The sequence below is a fragment of the Roseburia sp. AM23-20 genome (genome assembly GCF_003470905.1).
Classification (GTDB): domain Bacteria; phylum Bacillota; class Clostridia; order Lachnospirales; family Lachnospiraceae; genus Roseburia; species Roseburia rectibacter.
This window is the reverse complement of the sequence record NZ_QRHS01000001.1, coordinates 20296-42302: the sequence shown is the minus strand read 5'-3', so window position 1 is coordinate 42302 and position 22007 is coordinate 20296. Positions and strand designations below refer to the sequence as shown.

Sequence of the window (22007 nt, the reverse complement as noted above, 5' to 3'; positions counted from 1 at the left end):
GTATTAATACATTTTATGTTCCAGTCTGATACGATCCGTGATCAGTGCAATAAACTCTGAATTGGTCGGTTTTCCCTTTCCATTGTGGATCGTATAGCCAAACATCTCATCAATTGTATCCATTTTCCCCCTGCTCCATGCAACTTCAATCGCATGGCGGATTGCTCTCTCCACTCTGCTTGACGTCGTCTGATACTTCTTTGCAATGGTCGGATAAAGGATCTTTGTGATAGAATTCAGCATCTCCATATCATTTACGGACATAACGATAGCATCCCTTAAATACTGATATCCTTTGATATGTGCCGGAACACCGATCTCATGGATGATCTCCGTTACGTCTGCTTCAAGACTGCGTTCACTGACCGGTTCTGCTTTCTCATATGCGTTTATCTTGCGTTTTTCCATTCCCGGTACACTGCGGTTTTTGATCCGTTTGATCCGGTCAATGATCATATCATTGTCAAATGGCTTCATAATGTAATAAGATGCCCCCATATTGATCGCATCTTCCGTGATACGATCCTGTCCGATCGCACTGATCATGATAAATGCAGGGTGTTTTTTTATTGTTTTATCCTTGTTCACACGGCTAAGTACTCCAAGTCCATCCAACTTTGGCATCACAATATCGAGAAGTACGATATCAGGTTCTTTTGTTTTTATCACACGATAAGCTTCCTCACCGTCTTTTGCTGTCCCCACCACATTCAATTCGTCATCACTTTCGATAATATCTCCTAATAACTGTAACATTATCTCATTATCATCAGCAATTGCTACACTTAATTTTTCCATTTCAAGCCCTCCTGTGACAAAAATCATAAATTATTTGCAATTTGATGATACTTATTTCCGGTCAGATTATTTGTCGAATGTAGTCGTCAAGCGCAAAAAACACATAAAATATGGATTATTCTACAATAATACGGAATCCATCTCTTCCATTTTCTTTTACTTCATACAATGCTTTATCTGCATGTTCGATCAGGCTGTTCCTGTTCTCCTGTTTGTCCGGCAAAAAGCTGGCATATCCCTGGGAAATCGTGACCGTCACCTGTCTGCCTGAACCCTTATCTTCTATATGTAACTGTTGTAAATTTTCTTTGATCGTCCGGGCAATTCCTGTAATTGCATCTTCCTCGCCATTCTGGATCATTAAGACAAACTCATCTCCGCCATATCTGTATGCCTTCCCACATCCTGCCACGGCTGCTTTCAATACATCTGCAACCAGCTGCAGACAACGATCCCCCTGAATATGTCCATATGTATCATTGTGCTGTTTAAAACAATCAATGTCAAGTATGCCTACCGCAATCTTTTTGCCTGTCTTTATTGCCTGACCGATCACATCCACAGCATCTTTCTCTAACATGTACCGGTTGCCCAGTCCGGTCAGCGCATCCTGATTCGAACGTATCTCTGCATGTCTACGCTGTTCTTCTTTTTCCTGAAGTTCAATCTTTAAATCGATCGCGCGTGCACGTTCCTCATTATCCGCTTTTTTCTGCTGCTGTGACACTTCTACGTAATGAATACACAGCTTCACATATTGCTCTGTGTCACCGAGTTCTTTATAGTACTCTAACCACATTTCTGTAAGCAGCATTTCATAATAAACGCTGTGCTGCTTTTTAACATACTGTTCAAACACCAGAATAACTTTCTTCCACTTGTCAAACTCACGCATATCCTTTAACAATGCACACAAATCACTCATGTCTTCAATATAATCTGCTGCATTTGAATCATCAATGCCGCCTTTGATCAATTCGTCCAGATGCTCATATACATATTCTTTTCTTCCAATGCTCCAGTAAAGTCTTGATTTCAATGTCAGATACGAGTAATAATACATCCCATCCATAACATCTTTGCTGCATTTTTCTAATTTAACAAGCTCCTCACATGCATCATCCAGCCTGTCAAGCTCTCCATATGATTTCATCAGATTCATATGTGTAATCAGATATCTTATCTGAAAATTTTCATTCTCCGTATCCGTAACTTTTTCAAGTTCATCAGCAGACTTTTCAAAATAATCAATCGCTTTCCCATGCTGCTGCAGTTCCTGATATCTCGATCCTATGTTATTATAGGCTAATGCCAGAACTGACGTTACGCCATGTCTTTTCGAACATTCCAGTACTTCCAGATAACAATCCATTGCTGCTGATTCATTGCCAAGCGAAATATAGATAACGCCCATCATATTCTGCGCATATGCGTACTGTTCGTAATTCTTTTCTGTCCGATATATATCAATCGCATTCTGCGTTAACGCTGCTGCCTTATTTAATTCTTTTGAAAAGAAGGCAGTCCGGCCTTTTTCCATATATTCTGCTGCTAATTTCTCTGTTTCACTCTCTGAATACATGTGTTCACCTACTTATGCAAACTGTTAATTTGCTTTAATAATATCATATTTAATTATGATAGGAAAGCATTTTCTCAACGAATATCCCATATCCCCTGGTCGGATCATTCACGAGCACATGAGTCACTGCTCCGATCAGTTTTCCATCCTGTATGATCGGGCTTCCACTCATTCCCTGTACGATTCCTCCCGTCAATTCCAATAGCACAGGATCCGTAACCCGGATCAGAATTCCTTTATTTTCATCATTCCCCTTATAATCAACGCTTTCCACCATTACTTCATACTTTTTACTTTCCCCGGAAACAGATGATACAATAAATGCGCTTCCAATCCTGATATCCTGTTTATAACGCACTTCATAGCACTCACCTGTTTCTAACCACTTCAAGTTTCCATTCAGGATGCCATGAATGCCAAGATCTGTATTTTGCATGATCGATCCTATTTTTGTATTGTCTCCATACTGGATAATACCGGAAAGTTCTCCGGGAGTTCCCACCTTTCCCTTTTTTATGCCTACAATGTCCGTATGGTAAAGATATCCCTCCGACATATTCATGATCGTTCCGGTATCACTGTCACTTACCGCATGTCCAAGTGCCGCATAAGTTCCATCCGGCTTATAATACGTAAGTGTACCCACTCCCGCAAGATCATCCCTGACCCAGATACCAAGCATGTATTTTCCGCTGACACTTTTAACCGGATCTAAGGAAACTTCAATGTATTCTTCGCCACGCATGATTCCAAGAACATCTTTTCCCCCACCTGCCTCATTCACTGCTGCTGCAAGATCTTCCTTCTCATTAACTGCCTTTCCGTTTACACTTACAATATAATCCCCGCTTTTTACAAGATTTTCTGATGGTTTTACCTCACGTCCATCTATCTTTTCAACTTCTCCATTTCCTATTACAAGAACACCCTTTGTTTTTGCATAAATCCCAACCGGCATTCCACTTGCATAAACGGTTTCCGGCTCCACCAGCATGACCGTGATATCCTTAACAGGAAAAATTCCAAATAATCTACAGTTCACACGATACGTAAGCGTTGAATCTTCTGTCAGATAATCAAATACCTCCGTGCCATCCTGCTTTAATACAATGCTGACCGGTACTTTAAAATCATATGATACTGTTTCTCCTGCCCTCACATATATCTCATCCGGAACAGCATTCTGAAATGATCTCACAGCAAAAATCAGCGTCAAAAAGAATCCCATACAGGTAAGATTTTGTATAATTTTATAATAAACACTTATTTTTTTCATTTTTTCTCTCCTGTTTTACCCATATTTCGCAAAAAAAGAAGATATCCTGTTTTTGATATCTCCTTTTTATTATATGTGCTTTTTTCTTTTTCACGCTGTTATTTATCCAAACTGTACTGCCACTTCTTTACAATCCAGCCTCTTTTTGGAATTTTTATTTTTTCTTTTTTAAAGCAAGCTCTTTCATTTCTTTCGCACTCTCTCTTACCTTATCCGTGATCTCGACACCTCCAAGCATACGTGAGAGTTCATCCACGGTCTCTGCAGGATCAAGCATTCTGATCTTCGATACTGTTGAACCGTTTGAGACAGCTTTTTCGATCAGATAATGTGCATCTGCCATCGCGGCGATCTGCGGAAGATGTGTGATACAGATGATCTGGTGTGTACGTCCTAAAAGGTTCATCTTCTCAGAAACCATCTGTGCAGTACGCCCGCTGATCCCGCTGTCAATCTCATCAAAGATCAGTGTCTCAACCTCATCCTGATCGGCAAGCACTGTTTTTATTGCGAGCATGATCCTCGAAAGTTCTCCACCGGATGCTACTTTTCCGAGAGGACGCACCGGCTCACCCGGATTGGTAGAGATCATAAACTCTGCGTCATCATACCCGTTGGCAGTATAACTTGATAACACACCAAACCGCATTTCAAACACAACATCCAAAAAATTCAGATCTTTCAATGCGTCTGTCACTGCAGCAACCAGTTTATCTGCATGTTTTTTACGGACAGCAGACACTGTCTCACATTTTTTCTGCAGATTTTTCTCTGCACTTTTTACTTTTTCTTTCAGATCAGCCAGATAAGTATCATAATCCTTTAAATGAAGCAGACGTTCCTGTTTTGCTTCGTATGCGTTTAAGATTTCCTCAATGGAACTGCCATATTTTGACTTTAAATGGTTGATCTCATCTAAACGCTTTTCCAGCTGATAAAATGTTTCTTCGTCAAAATCCGTATCTTCCAGATAATCTGCGATCTCACGGTTAAAATCGTTGAGCAGATTGTCGATCTGTGTCAGCATCTCTTCCATATCAGCAATTTTATCATCATATGCAGATACACCTGAAAGCTCTCTTAGTGCCCGTCCGGTCAGTTCCGATGCCTGATCATTTCCTCCGGTATACTGATATGCCTGATTCAGTGCTTCCACGATCTTTTTTCCATTGATGAAACGCTTATACTGTGTCTCTAATTCTTCATCTTCGCCTATGGTAAGCCCTGCTTCTTCAATCTCACCAACTTCATATTCCAGAAAAGAGACCTCCCTTAAGCGTTCTTCTTCATCCACATCCGCTTCGTTTAACTCTGCTACAAGTCTTTTATATTCCTTGTACGCGTCTGCAAGCTCCTTTTTCGGCCGTTCGATCTCTTCCTTTGCATAACTGTCAAGAATCTCTAAATGCTTTTTTTTCGATAAAAGAGACTGGTGCTCGTGCTGTCCATGAATATCGATCAGAACTGAGGCGATCTCTTTTACTTTTGAAACAGGCACACTTTCTCCATTAATCTTTGAAACACCTCGTCCACCAGTGATCTTACGGCTTAAGATAACCTCATCGTCCTCAATCTCCACCTCAAGCTGTTCTAAAAGCATTTTCTGTTTTTCTGTAACAGAAAAAATAAGCTCCACAAGTGCTGTTTTTTCCGGATCACGCAGCATCTCTTTTGAAACCTTTCCTCCAAGTGCAAGATTGATCGATCCGATGATAATGGACTTTCCGGCTCCCGTCTCACCGGATAAAATATTTAACCCCTCTTCAAAATCGACCTCCGATTCATCAATCAGTGCTAAATTTTTCACATGTAGATTTTGTAACATAGAATCTCCTTCCTGCGCTCTCACGCGCATTCTCTCCCGGAAGTATCTCCTTTTTTCTGATAGCCTGTTATTCTTCTACAATCTTGCGCAACCGTCCCATTACTTCAACAGTTTCCTGTACACTTCTGACTGCACACATAATCGTATCATCCCCTGCGATGCATCCCACCACTTCATGCAGATGCATAGCGTCTAATGCCGCAGCCACCGCCATTGCCATTCCTGAAACAGTCTTTATCACAAGGATATTCTGTGCCATATCCATGGAAACAAATCCATCTCGGAATACCCTTGTAAATTTCTCGGACAGATCTTCATTTGCCTCCATCAGCGCAACATACTTCTGCCTGCCCCCGTTGATTGCGACTTTCGTCAGCTTTAACTCCCGAATATCCCTTGAAACCGTTGCCTGGGTTACCTGATACCCTTCTCTCTCTAAGTAATCTGATAATTCCTCCTGGGTTTCAATGTTATTCTTTTTTATCAGTTCAAGTATTTTTTCCTGTCTTTTTGTCTTCATACTTTCTCCTGTTCTAAAGATAGATCCACTATTATGTATAAGCACTCATCTTTCTGCGCAGTATTTCAAGAAAACTCTCACTGCTTAATTTGCAGATCTTAGCCGTATCTTCTGCCCTGCGCACCACAAAACGGTCACCAACTTCCAAACGCACTTTGCTGTCTCCGTCAAAGCTGACTTCTACCATCTCGTCTTTCTGCGACCGGCGCTTTCCAAGTTCTACGGTAACCTCCTCATCTGCACTGATCACAATACTTTTTGAACTTAGATTATGATCATTGATCGGTGTGATCAGCATCATCTGTGCCTTCGGATCCACGATCGGACCACCCGCAGACATATTATACCCGGTTGAACCGGTCGGCGTCGATATAATAATTCCATCAGCGCGGAATGTATTCAGATACTCCCCATTGACATAAACGATCAAATTTACTACCGAGAGTGCCCCGGTTCGGTGAATTACCACATCATTGAGTGCAATATCCGCAGACAGGATCTCTCCGTTTTTGATTCCATATCCACCAAGCATCATCCGCTCCTCGACCATGTAATCATCTTTCATGAGTTTGTCAACTGCCTCAAATACATCCTTTTCTTCAAGTTCGCACAAATATCCTAATGTTCCAAGATTGACACCGATCAAAGGCAGCCTGCTCTTTACCAAAGCTGCTGCAGCCCGGATCAGCGTGCCATCCCCGCCAAGCACTAAAACGCCCTGTGTGTCCGCAGGAATGTTTTCTTTATGTGGTGCCGCCTCCCCCGGTGTCTCTCCATTACTGAAAAAAACACTGCAGAAACCACCTTTATTTTCGATATATTCTTTGATGCGGTTCGTCAGTCTTGCCTCTGCGTCCTTATAATAGTTTGTAATGATCAGAAAATTTTTCATTTATTTATCCAGTTCCCCATGTGCAGCTTCTACCACTTTTTGTACATCGACGTTTTCTTCCATGCCTGCCTGTTCCACATCCTGTTCTTTCTTTAAATGCACCAGATATTCAATATTTCCCTCCGGTCCCTTGATCGGCGAATATTCAAGATGAAGAACCAAAAATCCGATTGAAATGGCAAACAAAATAACCTTATCGATTACTTCCTCATGAACGGATTTGTCACGTACAACACCTTTTTTTCCTACTTTTTCTCTTCCTGCTTCAAACTGTGGTTTGATAAGACAGACCATCTCACCGCCATCTGCAAGCAGTTCTCTTGCCGGTCCAAGCACCTTTGTCAGTGAAATAAATGAGACATCAACCGATGCAAAATCCAGCACATCATCAATATCCTGTGGTGTCACATAACGGATATTTGTTTTTTCCATACAGACTACTCTCGGATCCTGCCTTAACTTCCATGCAAACTGACCATATCCGACATCAACAGAATATACCTTTTTTGCGCCATTTTGAAGCATACAGTCTGTAAATCCTCCGGTCGATGCCCCGATGTCCATACAGACCTTATCATTTAACTCTATATCAAAATGTGTCATTGCTTTTTCAAGTTTCAGACCACCTCTGCTCACATACTTTAACGTATTTCCTTTTATCTCGATCTTTGCTTCCGTATCAAACATGGAACCAGCCTTGTCCTCGCGCTCATTCTCTACGAACACATTGCCTTCCATAATCATTGTCTTCGCTTTCTCCCTGGACGGTGCCAGTCCTCTGTTTACCAACAGTAAATCCAATCTTTCTTTCAATGAATCTGTATCCTTTCTGCCTTATAATGGATGATAAACTTCTTTGATCCGTTTTAATATAGTATCCGCATCAATACAAACTTCGTGGTAGAGAATATCAACATTTCCATGCTCCACATACTCATCCGGAATCGCAATGTTGAGTACATTCACATAAATCCCCTGTTCATTATAGAACCTTGTAATATGTTCTCCAAAGCCGCCATTTATGACATTCTCTTCCATAGTGACTATAAGTGTATGTTTTGATGCAGCTTCCATTAACATCTGTGTATCTAATGGTTTCGCAAAACGGGCATTGATAAGACTTGCCGGAATCCCTTCTTCCTTTAATGCCGCATGCACAGTCTCGGCCGTCTTAACCATTGATCCTAACGCCACAAGTGCAATCTCCGATTCGCGGTAAATCCATTCGCTTCTGCCAACGGATATCGGCTGCCTGTATTCTTTCAGTCCGTCATATGCCTCTCCCCGCGGATATCTTACCGCAACCGGCGTTGGAAAATCAACGGCATATTTGATCATATCAGAAAGCTCCCATTTGTTTTTTGGCGCCATGATCGTCATATTCGGAATCGTAGACAGGTAAGATATATCAAAAATACCCTGATGCGTCTCTCCATCACTGCCTACAAGCCCTGCCCGGTCAATTGCAAAAACAACCGGCAGATTCTGAATACACACATCATGCAGAATCTGATCATAGGCACGCTGCAGGAAAGATGAATATACCGCAAATATCGGTTTCAATCCCGCTGCTGCAAGTCCGGCAGCAAATGTGACTGCATGCTCCTCCGCAATTCCAACATCAAAGAAACGATCCGGGAACATATTATGAAACCGTTTCAGACCCGTACCATCCGTCATTGCCGCCGTAATAGCTACTACTTTTTCATCGCGGTCACCGAGTTTGCGCATCACAGTCGAAAAAATATCTGTGTAATTTGCTTTTACTCTCGGCTTACTCGGCAATCCGGTTTCAATATCAAACGGCTCTGTCCCATGAAATCTTGCCGGATGACGTTCTGCCGGCAGATACCCTGCACCTTTATGCGTCAGGACATGCACCATAACCGGTCCTTCAATATTAGATGCTTCTTTCAGCAGCCGCAATATTCCCTTCATATCACTGCCATCAACAGGGCCTAAATAAATAATTCCCATCTCTTCAAAAAGCATGCCCGGAATAAGCAGTTGTTTGATCCCGCTTTTCGTCTTCCGGATTCTCTCTACCATTTTATTTCCATAAACCGGAATCTTATTCAGGGAATTCATGACACCCATTTTCAGATCCAGATAAGCGTCTGCTGTACGGAAACCGGATAAATAGGTTGAAAGTCCTCCAACATTTTCAGAAATAGACATATTGTTGTCATTCAGCACAATAATAAAATTTGATTTTAGCTGTGCTGCATTATTTAAAGCCTCAAAAGCCATACCTCCGGTCAGTGCTCCGTCTCCGATCACAGATACTACTTTGTAGTCCTCGCCCGAAATTTCTCTGGCGTGGGCATAGCCAAGTCCTGCCGAAATCGAAGTAGAACTGTGTCCCGTATCAAAACAGTCACAGTCACTCTCTTTTCTTTTTGGGAAACCGCTCATCCCGCCATATTTGCGGAGTGTATCAAAGTTATCCTTCCTCCCTGTCAGAAGTTTATGCGTATAAGACTGATGACCAACATCCCAGATCAGCTTGTCCTTTGGCAGATCTAAAAACAGATGAAGTGCCATGGTAAGCTCTACAACCCCCAGATTCGATGCTAAATGTCCACCGGTAACCGATATTTTCTGAATTAAAAATTCGCGGATCTCATCCGCTAATATCGCCAACTCTTCCTCGCTGAGTTCTTTGATATCATTTTCTTTTTTTATTTTTTCCAATATCATACTGACTTCCTCTGTTTCCCGGTTCTCTTTTCGTACCGACTATTATTCATGACAATAGAATGTTCACAGAGCGGACATTCTATTATTTCTCACGCGAGATCAGATAACGCAATAATTCTGTCAGGAATTCATTTTTTACAACAAGTGTTTCCATCTGTGCAATCGCCTGTTCTGAAAGGTCTGCAACGTCCCTTCCTGCTTTCTCGATACCCTCATACGTCACATACGTACTCTTGTGATTTTTTTCATCACTGCCGATCGGTTTTCCAAGTACTTCCATCGTACTTGTCACATCAAGAATATCGTCCTGTATCTGAAATGCCAGACCGACTTTAGATGCCACTTCTTCCACGATCTTTTGCTCATTTCCGGTTGCTCCCGCAAGAACGGCTCCGATCATCATAGATGCCTCGATCAGTGCACTCGTCTTGAGACGATAGATAAAATCAAGTTTCTCTTTTGTCATATCGCAGGTGTTTTCCGACTCTACATCCACAGTCTGACCGCCAACCATTCCATAAATTCCCGCTTTTGCAGATAAAATACGGATTGCTTTTCCAATTCCCGGATTCTGCGGTTCGATGTCAAGTGCCTTTGTTGCTGTCTCAAATGCATATGTTAAAAGGGCATCCCCGGCGAGGATCGCCATCGCCTCCCCATACACCACATGTGTTGTCTTCTTGCCGCGGCGGTATTCGTCATTGTCCATCGCCGGCAGATCATCATGCACCAGTGAATATGTATGTATCATCTCGATCGCTGCCATAAACGGCTCGATCACTTTTGACCTTCCGCCAAACAGCCGGTAAGTCTCTAACATCAGAATCGGCCGTAATCTTTTTCCTCCTGCAAGAAAACTGTAATTCATAGCTTCGATCACCGTTTTCTGATATCCTTCCTCTTTTGGCAGATAGGAACTTATGATCTGTTCTGCCTCATCCGTATGTCTGCCTATTTCCGCTTTGATATCCATATCTGCTCCTCCATATGCACCGTCTGTATTTAAAAATCTGCCAGTTCACCTTTTGCGTTTAAAATCTGCATCTTTTTCTCTACAGTGTCTAACATCACATTACATTCTTTTAATTTCTCCACACCGCTCTGATACAGTAAAAATGACTGTTCCAATGAAATTTCCGGCTGTTCCATCTGTTTTAAAATATCCTCAAGCTCTGCAAAATTATCTTCGAGTGCAGGCTTGTTTTTTGTCTCATCACTCATGCAAAACCTCCGTTACCTCTGCTTCTAATGCACCTTTTAAAAGACGGATCTTTACGTGATCACCTGTTTTTATACCTTCTGTATCTGTCAGCGTATGCCCATCTTCATCCGTCACATAAGAATATCCCTGTGCAAGTTTTTTGACCGGCGATACGCCTTCTAATCTTTCTGAAAGTAATGCCAGTCTGTGCCTGCGCAGTTCGATCATATGTTCCATACAGTTTCTTAACTGTTCTTCCAGATCCATGGCATATTTTCGTTTTTCACGCAGCTGCCCCTCCGGGCTCAGATAAGAAAGTCTGTCTGATGCATGTTTTAATTCTTTTCGCATCTGCTGCACACGCTGCATATTTAAAAGGAACATTCTGTCTTTTATTTCATCCAGCCTTCCTGCCACTGCTGCATAGTCAAACACCGCAAGTTCTGCAGCCGCTGACGGTGTCGGTGCACGAAGATCTGCCACAAAGTCTGCGATCGTCCAGTCTGTCTCATGACCAACCGCTGAGATAATTGGTGTTTTACACTCAAAGATAGCACGCGCCACCTCTTCCTCATTGAATGCCCACAGATCCTCAATCGAGCCACCGCCCCTGCCGACGATCATAACATCCACACCAAGTGCATCTAAGGCATGGATGCCATTTATAATGCTTTCGGCTGCACCATCTCCCTGCACCAGTGCAGGATATAAAATAAGCTGAACGAACGGGTTGCGCCTCGCAGAAATATTGCGGATATCCTGCACGGCTGCACCGGTCGGTGCTGTCACCACACCGATCTTCATTGCGTATGATGGGATTGGCTGTTTATATTCGGCAGCAAACATTCCCATCTCTTCTAATTCCTGTTTTAATGCTTCAAACTTCTGATAAAGGTTTCCGGCTCCATCCAGTTTGATCTCTCTAGCATAGATCTGATACTTTCCATCGCGTTCATACACTTCCACCGAACCGGTCACTACAACCTGGTCGCCCTCTTTCATCTGAAACTTCAGACCTTTTCTGCTTCCTGCAAACATTACCGCATTCAGTGTTCCAGCTGCGTCCTTGATCGTAAAATAAATGTGCCCGGAGGTATGATATTTGCAATTCGACACCTCACCTTTTACACTAATCCTCTGTAACATAAAATCCTGGGCAAACATATTCTTGATATATGTATTGACCTGCCCTACGGAATATACGTTTTTCATCATACCAGTTTTGCCAGTACACCGTTTACAAATGAAGGTGAATTATCTGTACCATACATTTTTGCAAGTTCCACAGCCTCATTGATCGCAACTTTTGCAGGAACATCTTCCTCATACAGCATCTCATACACAGCAAGACGGATCAGTGTCAGATCTACTTTCCCCATTCTTCCTGTCTTCCAGCCTTCGGAGACCTCATTGATCTTTGCATCGATCTCCCCGATCTTTTCGGAAATCTTTTCTACTTTATCAAAAATATATGTCTTGTCTTTTTCTTTCCAGTCACAGGCATCATCCTCGCACAGCGAAAGCTGCTCTGACATTTCCTCCTGATTATAAAATTCCACACGGAACAGCATTTTAAAAACCTGCTCTCTTATCTCTCTTCTGGTCATATTGTTTTCTTCTGTCATCCTTTCTAATTATAATTTTTACGCATAAGGAAAAAGGATGTCGCTTAAGACACCCTCTTTTCCTTAGAATAGCATTATTTATTATTGCCCATGTCCACGCTTGCGATACGGATGTTCACTACGGATACTTCAAGTCCTGTCATATTTTCAATCGCATTTTTTACTCTGTCCTGTACTTTGGCTGATACTTCCGGAATTGAATAACCATAAGAGATATTCAGCGCAACGTCTACATTGACGGTTCCCTCAAGCACCTCTACGCGAATGCCTTTGGAAAGATTCTTCATGCCAAGCTTACTAACAAGTTCATTTGTAATGTTGCCAGCCATGGAACCTACCCCTTCAACCTCAGTAGCGGCAAGCCCTGCAATGATGGCAACTACCTCATCTGCTATCTTCACTTCTCCCAAATTACCATCCTTTATTTTAAATGTTTTTCTATCCTCACCCATCGCTAATTGCCTCCTAAGTGATATTATGAGTCTATTATAACAGACTATTCTTATTTTGGAAACTAAAATTTGTATAAAACTGTGGAGTGAACTGTGAAGTAGTTTTATCAGCCTCTCCTTCATTTAAATCAGTTTGATATATGCATCTAGCTGCTCTTCTTCCAATTCAGCCACTAAATCTGTGAATCGTTCAAGTTCTCCCTGTACCGCATAAACTTCTAAAGCGTTATAATAATCCAATCGATTTTCTTTTGCTATAGATACTGGCAAAAACCCTGCCGACATAAGCTGATAAATCATCAGCAACCTTGAAATTCTGCCATTTCCGTCAATAAATGGATGAATGCGCACAAATTCCGCATGTGTCCATGCTGCATATTCAACAGGATTCAATGCATCCTTTTTCCGTCCTAAATCATCATAAAAATTTTTAATTTGAATAAACATATCATTTCCAACTGGTGGAACGTGACCCGCACCACTGATCCGTACCTCCTGATTCCGGTAAATGCCGCCCACTATAATATTTTCTGTCAAAATTGCATGAATATCCTTTACAATATGCTCATCCAAGACTTTTCCTTCTGCTATACACTTTTTAACATACTGATATGCCTTCTTATGATTGACAACCTCATATATTTCCCGCAGTTCTTTTCCACCTACAGCAATTCCATCTTCTAAGACTACCTTTGTTTCCATCAACGTCAATGTATTTCCTTCTATAGCCGTGGAATTATGCGTAAAAGTCAGTTCAAAGTCCTTTTCATAGGAAGATAATGTGACTGTGTCTATCTTATCTTTTCCCTGACTATATATTTTTTGTTTTTCTAAAATTCTATTCAGATTCATAATAGACCTCTTTGATTTGCGTTCATGCATTTCTCATATATATTATTGTATCGCAAACTAATTTTTACATTTCATCATAGTCATCTCCAAGATTTTTCATTTTTCCAAAAAATAAAACACCTCAATATAATAATTATACCAACGCCCCTGCCTTTTGTAAAATCAAAGTTTCGTATTCAAAAATACTGTTAAATTTTAAAACTCCCTTTTCGGAAATGTGTTCCATATGTTTGCCAAATAATGTAACAGCTCCTTATTTACTCACAAATAAAACAAATCCTATAATTATATGAATCCTGTACAATATATCGCACAAAAAAGGCGGAAAATAAGGCATATCAGATAACCTAATATCTAATATGCCCTAACTGCCTGATTTGTATCATTTTATACAATTTTATAATTTTCTGAAACCCAGGTAAAATCAGCGTGAAGCCAGTATTTCCGCCGTATCAATAAACTCATACGGTGTCGTCTGGTACACATAATAATTCAGCCAGTTTGAATAGAGGGTATTTCCATGTGACCGCCACTCTAATCTAGGTTTCTTCGTATCATCATCATCCGGATAATAGTTGACCGGGAGATCGATCGGCAGTCCCTTTGCTTTATCACGTTTGTATTCCTTATCAAGTGTGACACGGTCATATTCCGGATGTCCCATGACAAAAATACGTCTGCCTTCATCTGCGATTGCAAGGAAAACGCCTGCTTCATCTGACTCAGCAAGGATCGTCAGATCCGGTATTTTCCGGATATCTTCTGCACGGACTTCCGTGTGTCTTGAATGAGGCGCCATAAAATAATCATCAAAGCCACGGACTAACGGCACTTTACGGTTCATGACATGATGTTCAAACACACCAAATACTTTTTTATCCAGCAGATGCTTTTTTAGTCCATAATGATAATAAAGTCCTGCCTGTGCACCCCAGCACAGATGCATTGTGGATGTTACATGTGTCTTTGTCCATTCAAAAATATCACACATTTCCTTCCAGTAATCCACTTCCTCAAACTCCATCTGTTCCACCGGAGCACCTGTAATGATCAGTCCATCAAAATAACGGTTCTTCACTCCATCAAATGTCTCATAAAACTTGTTTAAATGACTCATGGATGTATTTTTTGACTCATGGGATGATACCGTAATAAATGTCACATTGATCTGTAACGGTGTGTTAGACAATGAACGCAGAAGCTGCAGCTCTGTGTCTTCTTTTAACGGCATTAAATTCAGGATTCCGATCTCAATGACACGGATATCCTGGTGTGTTGCACGACTTTCATCCATAACAAATATATTTTCCTTTTCCAATATCTCTTTTGCCGGTAAATCACTCTGTGTCTTAATTGGCATAATTATACTCCATTCTCTGAGCAATTTGTTGGGAAGCGGCGACGCAAATGTCAGATTTGTGTCTGCCATAAAAAGTATTTGTTTTGCCCAGAAACAAATACCTGTGTGATAAATAAGCTATCGAACTTATTTATCGCACTGTACTCCCATTCTCTGTATTAATTCCAAGCAGGGCAAACAGTTCTGCTTCCGTAAGCACGGTTATTCCAAGTTCCTGTGCTTTTGTCAGTTTACTGCCCGCACTTTCTCCCGCAACAACATAATCTGTCTTTTTTGATACGGAACCGGATACTTTTCCGCCGTATTTTTCCACCAGCTCTGCTGCTTCTTTTCTTCCCAGTGTCGGCAAAGTACCTGTAATAACTACTGTTTTTCCGCTGACTGCCGAATCGATCGTCTCTGTTTCTTCCGCTTCCATATTTACACCTAACGACTTTAAACGATTGATCATCGCTCTGTTTTTTTCGTCATGGAAGAAACGGAAAATGCAGTCTGCACTCACTTCTCCGACATCATCCACCTCCATTAGAGTTTCCCGATCGGCTTCCTCTAAATCTGTGATCGAGGAAAAACGTTTCATGATCGTCTTTGCTGCCGCTTTCCCAACATTTGGAATACCAAATCCGGTAAGAAGCATATACGCATCATTTTCCTTTGCCTTTTCGATCGTATCTAAAAGTTTGTCCGTATTCTTTTCTTTTCCGATAATTCCCTGTTCGATCAGTTCTTCTCTGTGATCTTTCAGTTCAAATATGTCAGCAATATCTCTAATATACCCCAAACGCACAAGTTCTTCAATATAAACCGTACCAAATCCCTTGATATCCATGGCATCTCTGCCGACAAAGTTAATGATATGACGTTCTAACTGCGCCGGGCAGTTTGGCGACGTACATTTGATATCTGCTGTATCTTTTTCGCGTTCCGTCTTTGCACCGCAGACCGGACAGACATCCGGAATCATAAAACGCTTCCAGCCGTCCGGTCTTTTTTCCTTGCGGACTTCTTTGACCTTTGGAATGATCTCTCCGGACTTATAAACAACGATCGTATCACCAATTCCCACATCAAGATCATCAATAAAATCCTGATTATGCAATGTTGCTCTTGAAACAGAAGTTCCACACAGGCGCACCGGTTCAAAAACCGCTGTCGGCGTGATTCTTCCTGTTCTTCCAACGGAAAGCTCAATATCAAGCAGTTTCGTTTCTTTTTCTTCCGGCGGATATTTGTATGCGATCGCCCATTTCGGGACTTTCGAGGTATTTCCCAGCAGTTCCCTGTCTGAATAACGGTTGATCTTAATGACTGCCCCGTCAATATCATAGCCAAGATTTCCACGATTCTCTCCGATTGCCGTGATGGCATCCCAGACTTCGTCTGCAGTCTTACATACTTTGTAATCTTCGATGATCGGAATCCCCTGTTTCTTTAAAAATTCATATCCTTCGGTATGCGTTGCAATCTCCATGCCACGCACCTGCTGGATATTAAATACAAACATGGACAGTTTTCTTTCTTTTGTCACACGGCTGTCAAGCTGGCGCAGCGTTCCTGCAGCGCAGTTTCTTGGATTTGCAAAAATCTTTTTACCGAGCAGTTCCTGTTGTTCATTGACTCTGTCAAAGTCCTCATTTTTCATATAGACTTCACCACGGATCTCCAGATATTCCGGGTGGTCTTTCAGTTTCTTTTTAACATCTGAGATCACTTTTGCATTTGCTGTCACATCTTCGCCAAAGTTCACCCCATCACCACGCGTCAGCGCAAGGGCAAGTTCGCCATTTTCGTAGCGGAGTGCCATAGATAATCCGTCAATCTTATATTCCACCACAAACTCAGGATCATCTAACTGCTCTTTCATCTGCTCCACAAAATCAACGACTTCCTCCTTCGAAAATACATCCTGAAGACTTAACATCGGGACATTATGGTGCACCAGAATACCTGCTGTACGCTTTGCCGTACCACCGACATGCTGTGTCGGCGAGTCTTCAGTTACAAGCTCCGGATGTTCTTTTTCCAGCCGTTTTAACTGCTGCATCAACATGTCAAATTCATAATCTGAGATTTCAGGATTATCCTGATTATAATATCTGTCGCTATGATAATTGATCTTATCTCTTAATTCTTTGATCTGTTCTTCCGGTGTCATCTGTCTCCTCCATCCCGTCTGTGAATCACTGTCGTGTTTGATGAATCTTTTACAAGCCGCATCAGTTCATCATATTCCTGTGATGTTACTTCGCGGTAATTCCCGGCTTTTAAATCTCCCAGTTCGATATTCATAATACGGGTTCTTACCAGTTTTTCCACTCTGTATCCAAAATATTCGCACATACGGCGGATCTGCCGGTTCAATCCCTGTGTCAGGATGATGCCAAACTGCCTTTTTCCTGTCCGCCAGACTTTACATTTACGTGTGGTAACATTCAATTCCACCAGCGGCACGCCACCTGCAAGTCCCCGCAGAAAACCGTCCGTCACAGGTTTATTAACGGTAACAATATATTCTTTTTCATGCATATTTCCGGCACGCATAATGCGGTTTACAATATCACCATTGTTTGTCATAAGCAATAATCCTTCGGAATCTTTGTCCAGTCTTCCGATTGGATAGATCCGTTTGGGATAGTTGATATAATCCACCACATTATTTTTTTCTCTCTTTTCTGCAGTACATACGACTCCTGTCGGTTTATGAAATGCCAGAAGTATCATTTCATCTTCTTTTTTTACCGGCTTTCCACAAAAAAGAACCGTCTGTCCCGGCAATACTTTTGCCCCCATGGATGCAGCCACACCGTCTATTGTCACATTTCCGGCTTCCACCTGGCGGTCTGCCTCTCTTCTGGAACACACTCCTGCCTCGCTGAGATATTTATTGATTCTGACTGCCTCCTGCATTTTTCACCTTTCTCTTTCTGCACAAAAGCGGAGACTTCTTTTTAAAGTCTCCGCCATTTTTACTATGACAACAAGTCTGTTGCTGGAATCCTGCTACACATCATATATTCAGCAGTTACTGCAACAGGGAAGTTTTAATATATCCGGTCTGACCATTCCATGTCACCTTTGTCCAGCCTTCTGCATAACTCATGACCACCGTTACTTTCTCGCCTGTAAATGCGGTTCCTATCTTGCTGTCTGACTCACTCATTCCAGAACGTACATTTACAGAATCCTTTAATGTAATAACTGTTCCCTCTGCTATGAAATCACCTGCAGATGTCTGTTCATCATTACCACCATTATCTGTTTGTCCATTGTCTGCTTCAGAATCAGCATTCTTTGTAGTCAGATATTCTGTTTTGATATATCCGGTCTGACCGTTATAATTAACAATACTCCACTCACCATCTGTACCTGTTCTTGTAAGTGCTGTACCCTGCTCTAACGTACCAAGTTTTTCTGATTCGGTATCTGCTGCTGCCCTTACATTTACCGTATCTACTGCATAAACTGTATCCGGTTCGCTCTGCGTCGGTCCATTTTCCTCAGGCTGGTCTGTATTCTCTTCCGGCGTTTCAGTCTGCTCTGCCTCCGTTGTTTCTTCCGGTACCTGCTCAGTACTTTCTGTTTCGGTATTCTGGCTTACAATCGTACCTGCCCACTCAGTGATCGCATTCGGAATTGTCGTCTGGATCATCTCGCTCAGCTTATCATCTGACGCAACTGCCGTGTCATATTTGTCCTGGACTTCTTTCTGGAGTGAATTGACATCTTCACTTCCCTCATACTCACTGATCAGGTTCTGGATGCTTGTATCTAACGCATTTTCTTTTATCTTTAAATTGTACTGGCTGTAAAGGTTATCAATATATACACTGCCATCATCATTCGTGCGCACATAGAAGAAATCCAGTCCCGGTGCAACTGTATCTACATCCTTAAATTTTACTTCCACATAAACAGACACAAGATATGAAGATGCATCAAGCCCCTGTTTGGTATAACATTTGATATTCTGGTATGCATCAACATACTGACTGAATACAGAAATATAGCTTTTCTCATTTTCTGACAATGGAGTGGCGATTGTCTGAAGAGTATCCGTATCTCCTGCTGCATATGCGGTGTAATACTGGTTGATTAATGTATTTACATCCTCATGTGCATCCACTTCAAATTCCTGCACTGCATCATTCGATGCCTCTGACGTAACTTCTGTTGCCGCAACATCCTGTCCGTTCTGTGACTGTTTCGGTGATCCGGCTTTCACTAAAATAAGCACAAGTGCAAGGAATAATACACCTGCTGTGATATACCGGACATTCTGTTTTATGAACATAAGGATCTTATTTGTCCCACTATTTTCTGTTTTATTACCTGTCTCTTTATTTTCTGTATCATTTTTTAATTTATCATCAACATTCGAAGAAGCCATTGTATTTTCCATCCCTTTCCATTTGTTATATAAAACTTCACAAAAATATGTAACAGGCGAAACATATAGTATGCCGCCTGCTATCTGACTGTCAAAATGCACCCGGCGGGAATCGAACCCGCATTGCCGGAGTCGGAGTCCGGTGTTCTATCCATTAGACTACGGTTGCCTGCTCTTACTATTCATATAAGGGATCTACAACGCAAAAACACTTTTTCACGCACGTTTTATCATAACAGACCCTAAAATAATTGTCAACAAAAAATGCCGGCACAGGTTACCGTGTCATTCCGCACGCTTGTATTTTCCTGTTCTCCGGCATTTCTTAAAATTTAATGAAGATCTTTTAATATACGATTCAGAAGATCCTTTTTTTCACTATCCGATTCTTTTCCTATCATAACTGCCACCCAGACGGCAGTCCCCGATATTTTTTCTTTTTTCAGGAAACAGATATCCTCTGTGCTCTGACTGTCTTCGCGGTACCTGCTTACAATCCGGTTTAATTCTGAGAAAATTTCTATCAGCCTGTCGAAATCATTTTCCCTCTCCAGGATCATTGTTTCTCCATGGCACCTTTCCTCCCCTGCGGTTGCAATGATCTGCATACAAAGATGCAATTCACCTGTGATATCCGACGCCTCCATCAATACATCCGGCCGCATTTCTCTTGTTTCCAGAAAAATCTTTTTTGCCAGATCAACATCACGTTTTCTGAAACATTCGGCAAGTCTTTGTTTTAATTCACCTGTTTCTGCCTTTTCTCCAAGCATTCCCACCTTACATTCATACACACGCAATTTCTTAACGGTAGCCCAAACAAGCAATAGAAATTCAGAAATAAATCCAAATACTCTTTTATGGTAGGCATCTTCTCCCGTCTCCAGTTCAATCCGCTCTGCCACTTCAAAAAAAATGGAAAACAGCCAGGACGCATATTCATCAAATAATTTTTTTGATGTGACAAGAATATTTCCAAAATAAGTCTGTCTGCCATTTACCAGCGTGTCAAACGCATCTGCATATTCCGGGTATTTCTCTGCTATGACTTTTCCTGTCATTTCAAGCGCCCGTATATTATGATTTGCCGAAAATCCATCATAGTAAGAATTATTTAACTGAACCTTTTTCGTTGTGACCAGGTCATATTTCTTTAACAGTTCCCGGTATTCCGCCTCCGTATAAATCTGTTCCTTTTCATTGATCAGATATCTTCTGTAATGGCAGGTACCGACATAATCCACATCATGACAATTTTTCCAGATCCAGTAAAATCCTGTCAGTTCACTGTAATAACAGTTCAATGCCGAGATCTGTTCTCCTGTATCATCTCCCTGATATCCAAAATCTTCCCCACATGCCCTTCCGACATGGAGCGGTACATACAGTTTATCCGACAGCGGCGTGAATTTTTTGTGTGTCATGGTATATATGCGCATGGACATGATATGTCCCTCCTCTTTTGTGTTGTGCTCTGCATAAATAAACTATAACACAATTATCCTTCTTTTTTAACCGATCCCATGTTCTTTTTTTATCATCTCTTTCATTTCATTCAAAATGTCTGCCGAATTTTTTAACTGGATTTTTTCTTCATCATCCAGCGAGATCGGTATCACATCCTCCACTCCGTCTTTTCCAACAATGGCAGGCATACTGATCACGACGTCCTCCATCCCATAAATGCCACGCATCATGGATGATACCGGCAGGATCGACTGTTCATTTCTTATGATACATTCACAGATCCTCTTTACCGCCATTGCGATTCCATAATACGTGGCGTGTTTCCGTTCAATGATCTCGTAAGCACTGTTTCTTACTTTTTCATAGATACGGTTTTCTGATTCTTCATGCATAAAATGTCCCCGCATTTCACAGAAATCGCTAAGTCTCACGCCTGAAATATTTGCATTTGACCATGCTGCAAGTTCACTGTCTCCATGTTCGCCGATGATAAACGCATGTACACTGCGGTTGTCCACCCCTAAATGCTCCCCGATCAGATATTTTAACCGGGCAGTATCAAGCACCGTTCCCGAGCCGATCACACGGTGTTCCGGAAAACCAGAGAGCTTTAATGCCGTATAGGTAAGAATGTCTACCGGATTTGACACGATAAGGAGGATTCCCTCACAGTCTCTCTTTGCAATTTCCGGAATGATCTGTTTATAAATTTCTACATTTTTATGGATCAGATCAAGCCTCGTCTCATCCGGCTTCTGGTTTGCTCCTGCCGTGATGATAATGATCCCGGCATCTGTGATATCATCATAATCCCCGGCATATATTTTTACCGGTCTTGCAAATGGAAGTCCATGGCTTAAATCCATCGCTTCTCCCTCTGCCTTTGCATGATCTGCATCGATCATAACCATTTCTGAAAAAATACCGCTCTGCATCAGCGCAAATGCCGATGATGCACCTACAAATCCGCAACCGATCATCGCTGCTTTTCTGATATTCATTTTTCCCATATGATTTTCCTGCTTTCTGCCATGTAAACATGGCTTTTTTTATAATATTTCCTGATCGCA

General features: G+C 41.7%; 20 protein-coding genes and 1 tRNA gene. All 21 read right to left on the bottom strand.

The features are described 5' to 3' along the window. Positions 1 to 3: 3 nt before the first annotated feature. Positions 4 to 798 carry a sporulation transcription factor Spo0A gene (gene spo0A, locus DW650_RS00200; RefSeq protein ID WP_015520632.1) on the bottom strand — a complete coding sequence of 265 codons (795 nt, stop codon included), beginning with the start codon at positions 796 to 798 and terminating at the stop codon, positions 4 to 6. A 115-nt stretch (positions 799 to 913) separates the two neighbouring features. Further along, on the bottom strand, positions 914 to 2380 hold the full coding sequence (locus tag DW650_RS00195) for a GGDEF domain-containing protein (RefSeq protein WP_243102823.1): 1467 nt from the start codon (positions 2378 to 2380) through the stop codon (positions 914 to 916). Between the two features lie 49 nt (positions 2381 to 2429). Next, positions 2430 to 3656, bottom strand: a complete 1227-nt coding sequence (spoIVB, locus tag DW650_RS00190) for a SpoIVB peptidase (protein ID WP_118208780.1) — start codon at positions 3654 to 3656, stop codon at positions 2430 to 2432. A gap of 154 nt (positions 3657 to 3810) precedes the next feature. Continuing rightward, positions 3811 to 5481: a DNA repair protein RecN gene (gene recN / locus DW650_RS00185; protein WP_199654163.1), complete on the bottom strand. Its 1671-nt coding sequence runs from the start codon at positions 5479 to 5481 to the stop codon at positions 3811 to 3813. A gap of 67 nt (positions 5482 to 5548) precedes the next feature. Beyond that, positions 5549 to 6001: an arginine repressor gene (gene argR / locus DW650_RS00180; protein WP_118208778.1), complete on the bottom strand. Its 453-nt coding sequence runs from the start codon at positions 5999 to 6001 to the stop codon at positions 5549 to 5551. A 31-nt stretch (positions 6002 to 6032) separates the two neighbouring features. After that, positions 6033 to 6893, bottom strand: coding sequence for an NAD(+)/NADH kinase (locus DW650_RS00175; RefSeq protein WP_117918984.1), 861 nt, complete (start codon positions 6891 to 6893; stop codon positions 6033 to 6035). Further along, entirely contained in the window at positions 6894 to 7706 is an 813-nt protein-coding gene (locus DW650_RS00170; RefSeq protein WP_118208777.1) for a TlyA family RNA methyltransferase, read from the bottom strand. Positions 7707 to 7727: 21 nt separating this feature from the next. Next, a complete protein-coding gene (gene dxs, locus DW650_RS00165; RefSeq protein WP_118208776.1) occupies positions 7728 to 9593 on the bottom strand; it encodes a 1-deoxy-D-xylulose-5-phosphate synthase in 1866 nt (621 codons plus the stop codon). Positions 9594 to 9675: 82 nt separating this feature from the next. Then, positions 9676 to 10566, bottom strand: coding sequence for a polyprenyl synthetase family protein (locus DW650_RS00160; protein ID WP_118208775.1), 891 nt, complete (start codon positions 10564 to 10566; stop codon positions 9676 to 9678). A gap of 29 nt (positions 10567 to 10595) precedes the next feature. After that, positions 10596 to 10814 carry an exodeoxyribonuclease VII small subunit gene (gene xseB, locus DW650_RS00155; RefSeq protein ID WP_117918993.1) on the bottom strand — a complete coding sequence of 73 codons (219 nt, stop codon included), beginning with the start codon at positions 10812 to 10814 and terminating at the stop codon, positions 10596 to 10598. After that, entirely contained in the window at positions 10807 to 12009 is a 1203-nt protein-coding gene (xseA, locus tag DW650_RS00150; protein WP_118208774.1) for an exodeoxyribonuclease VII large subunit, read from the bottom strand. The genes xseB and xseA overlap by 8 nt, the downstream gene beginning before the upstream one ends. Next, entirely contained in the window at positions 12006 to 12401 is a 396-nt protein-coding gene (gene nusB / locus DW650_RS00145; protein ID WP_186898694.1) for a transcription antitermination factor NusB, read from the bottom strand. The genes xseA and nusB overlap by 4 nt, the downstream gene beginning before the upstream one ends. Before the next feature lie 92 nt (positions 12402 to 12493). Next, positions 12494 to 12871 carry an Asp23/Gls24 family envelope stress response protein gene (locus DW650_RS00140; protein WP_006857647.1) on the bottom strand — a complete coding sequence of 126 codons (378 nt, stop codon included), beginning with the start codon at positions 12869 to 12871 and terminating at the stop codon, positions 12494 to 12496. A gap of 123 nt (positions 12872 to 12994) precedes the next feature. Then, a complete protein-coding gene (locus DW650_RS00135) occupies positions 12995 to 13723 on the bottom strand; it encodes a Fic family protein (protein WP_118208773.1) in 729 nt (242 codons plus the stop codon). Positions 13724 to 14147: 424 nt separating this feature from the next. After that, the gene (gene metA / locus DW650_RS00130) at positions 14148 to 15083 is read right to left on the bottom strand and encodes a homoserine O-acetyltransferase MetA (protein ID WP_118208772.1); all 936 of its coding nucleotides are present in this window, start codon (positions 15081 to 15083) and stop codon (positions 14148 to 14150) included. Between the two features lie 130 nt (positions 15084 to 15213). Then, positions 15214 to 17238: an NAD-dependent DNA ligase LigA gene (gene ligA, locus DW650_RS00125; RefSeq protein WP_118208771.1), complete on the bottom strand. Its 2025-nt coding sequence runs from the start codon at positions 17236 to 17238 to the stop codon at positions 15214 to 15216. Further along, positions 17235 to 17990, bottom strand: a complete 756-nt coding sequence (gene rluF, locus DW650_RS00120; protein ID WP_117919003.1) for a 23S rRNA pseudouridine(2604) synthase RluF — start codon at positions 17988 to 17990, stop codon at positions 17235 to 17237. The genes ligA and rluF overlap by 4 nt, the downstream gene beginning before the upstream one ends. 115 nt (positions 17991 to 18105) lie before the next feature. Then, positions 18106 to 19470, bottom strand: a complete 1365-nt coding sequence (locus DW650_RS00115) for an SH3 domain-containing protein (protein WP_243006719.1) — start codon at positions 19468 to 19470, stop codon at positions 18106 to 18108. Positions 19471 to 19567: 97 nt separating this feature from the next. Next, positions 19568 to 19639: transfer RNA gene (locus DW650_RS00110), tRNA-Arg, on the bottom strand. A gap of 163 nt (positions 19640 to 19802) precedes the next feature. Beyond that, positions 19803 to 20915, bottom strand: coding sequence for a DUF4422 domain-containing protein (locus DW650_RS00105; RefSeq protein ID WP_117919007.1), 1113 nt, complete (start codon positions 20913 to 20915; stop codon positions 19803 to 19805). Between the two features lie 66 nt (positions 20916 to 20981). Then, on the bottom strand, positions 20982 to 21947 hold the full coding sequence (locus tag DW650_RS00100) for an L-lactate dehydrogenase (protein ID WP_117919008.1): 966 nt from the start codon (positions 21945 to 21947) through the stop codon (positions 20982 to 20984). Positions 21948 to 22007 lie beyond the last annotated feature (60 nt).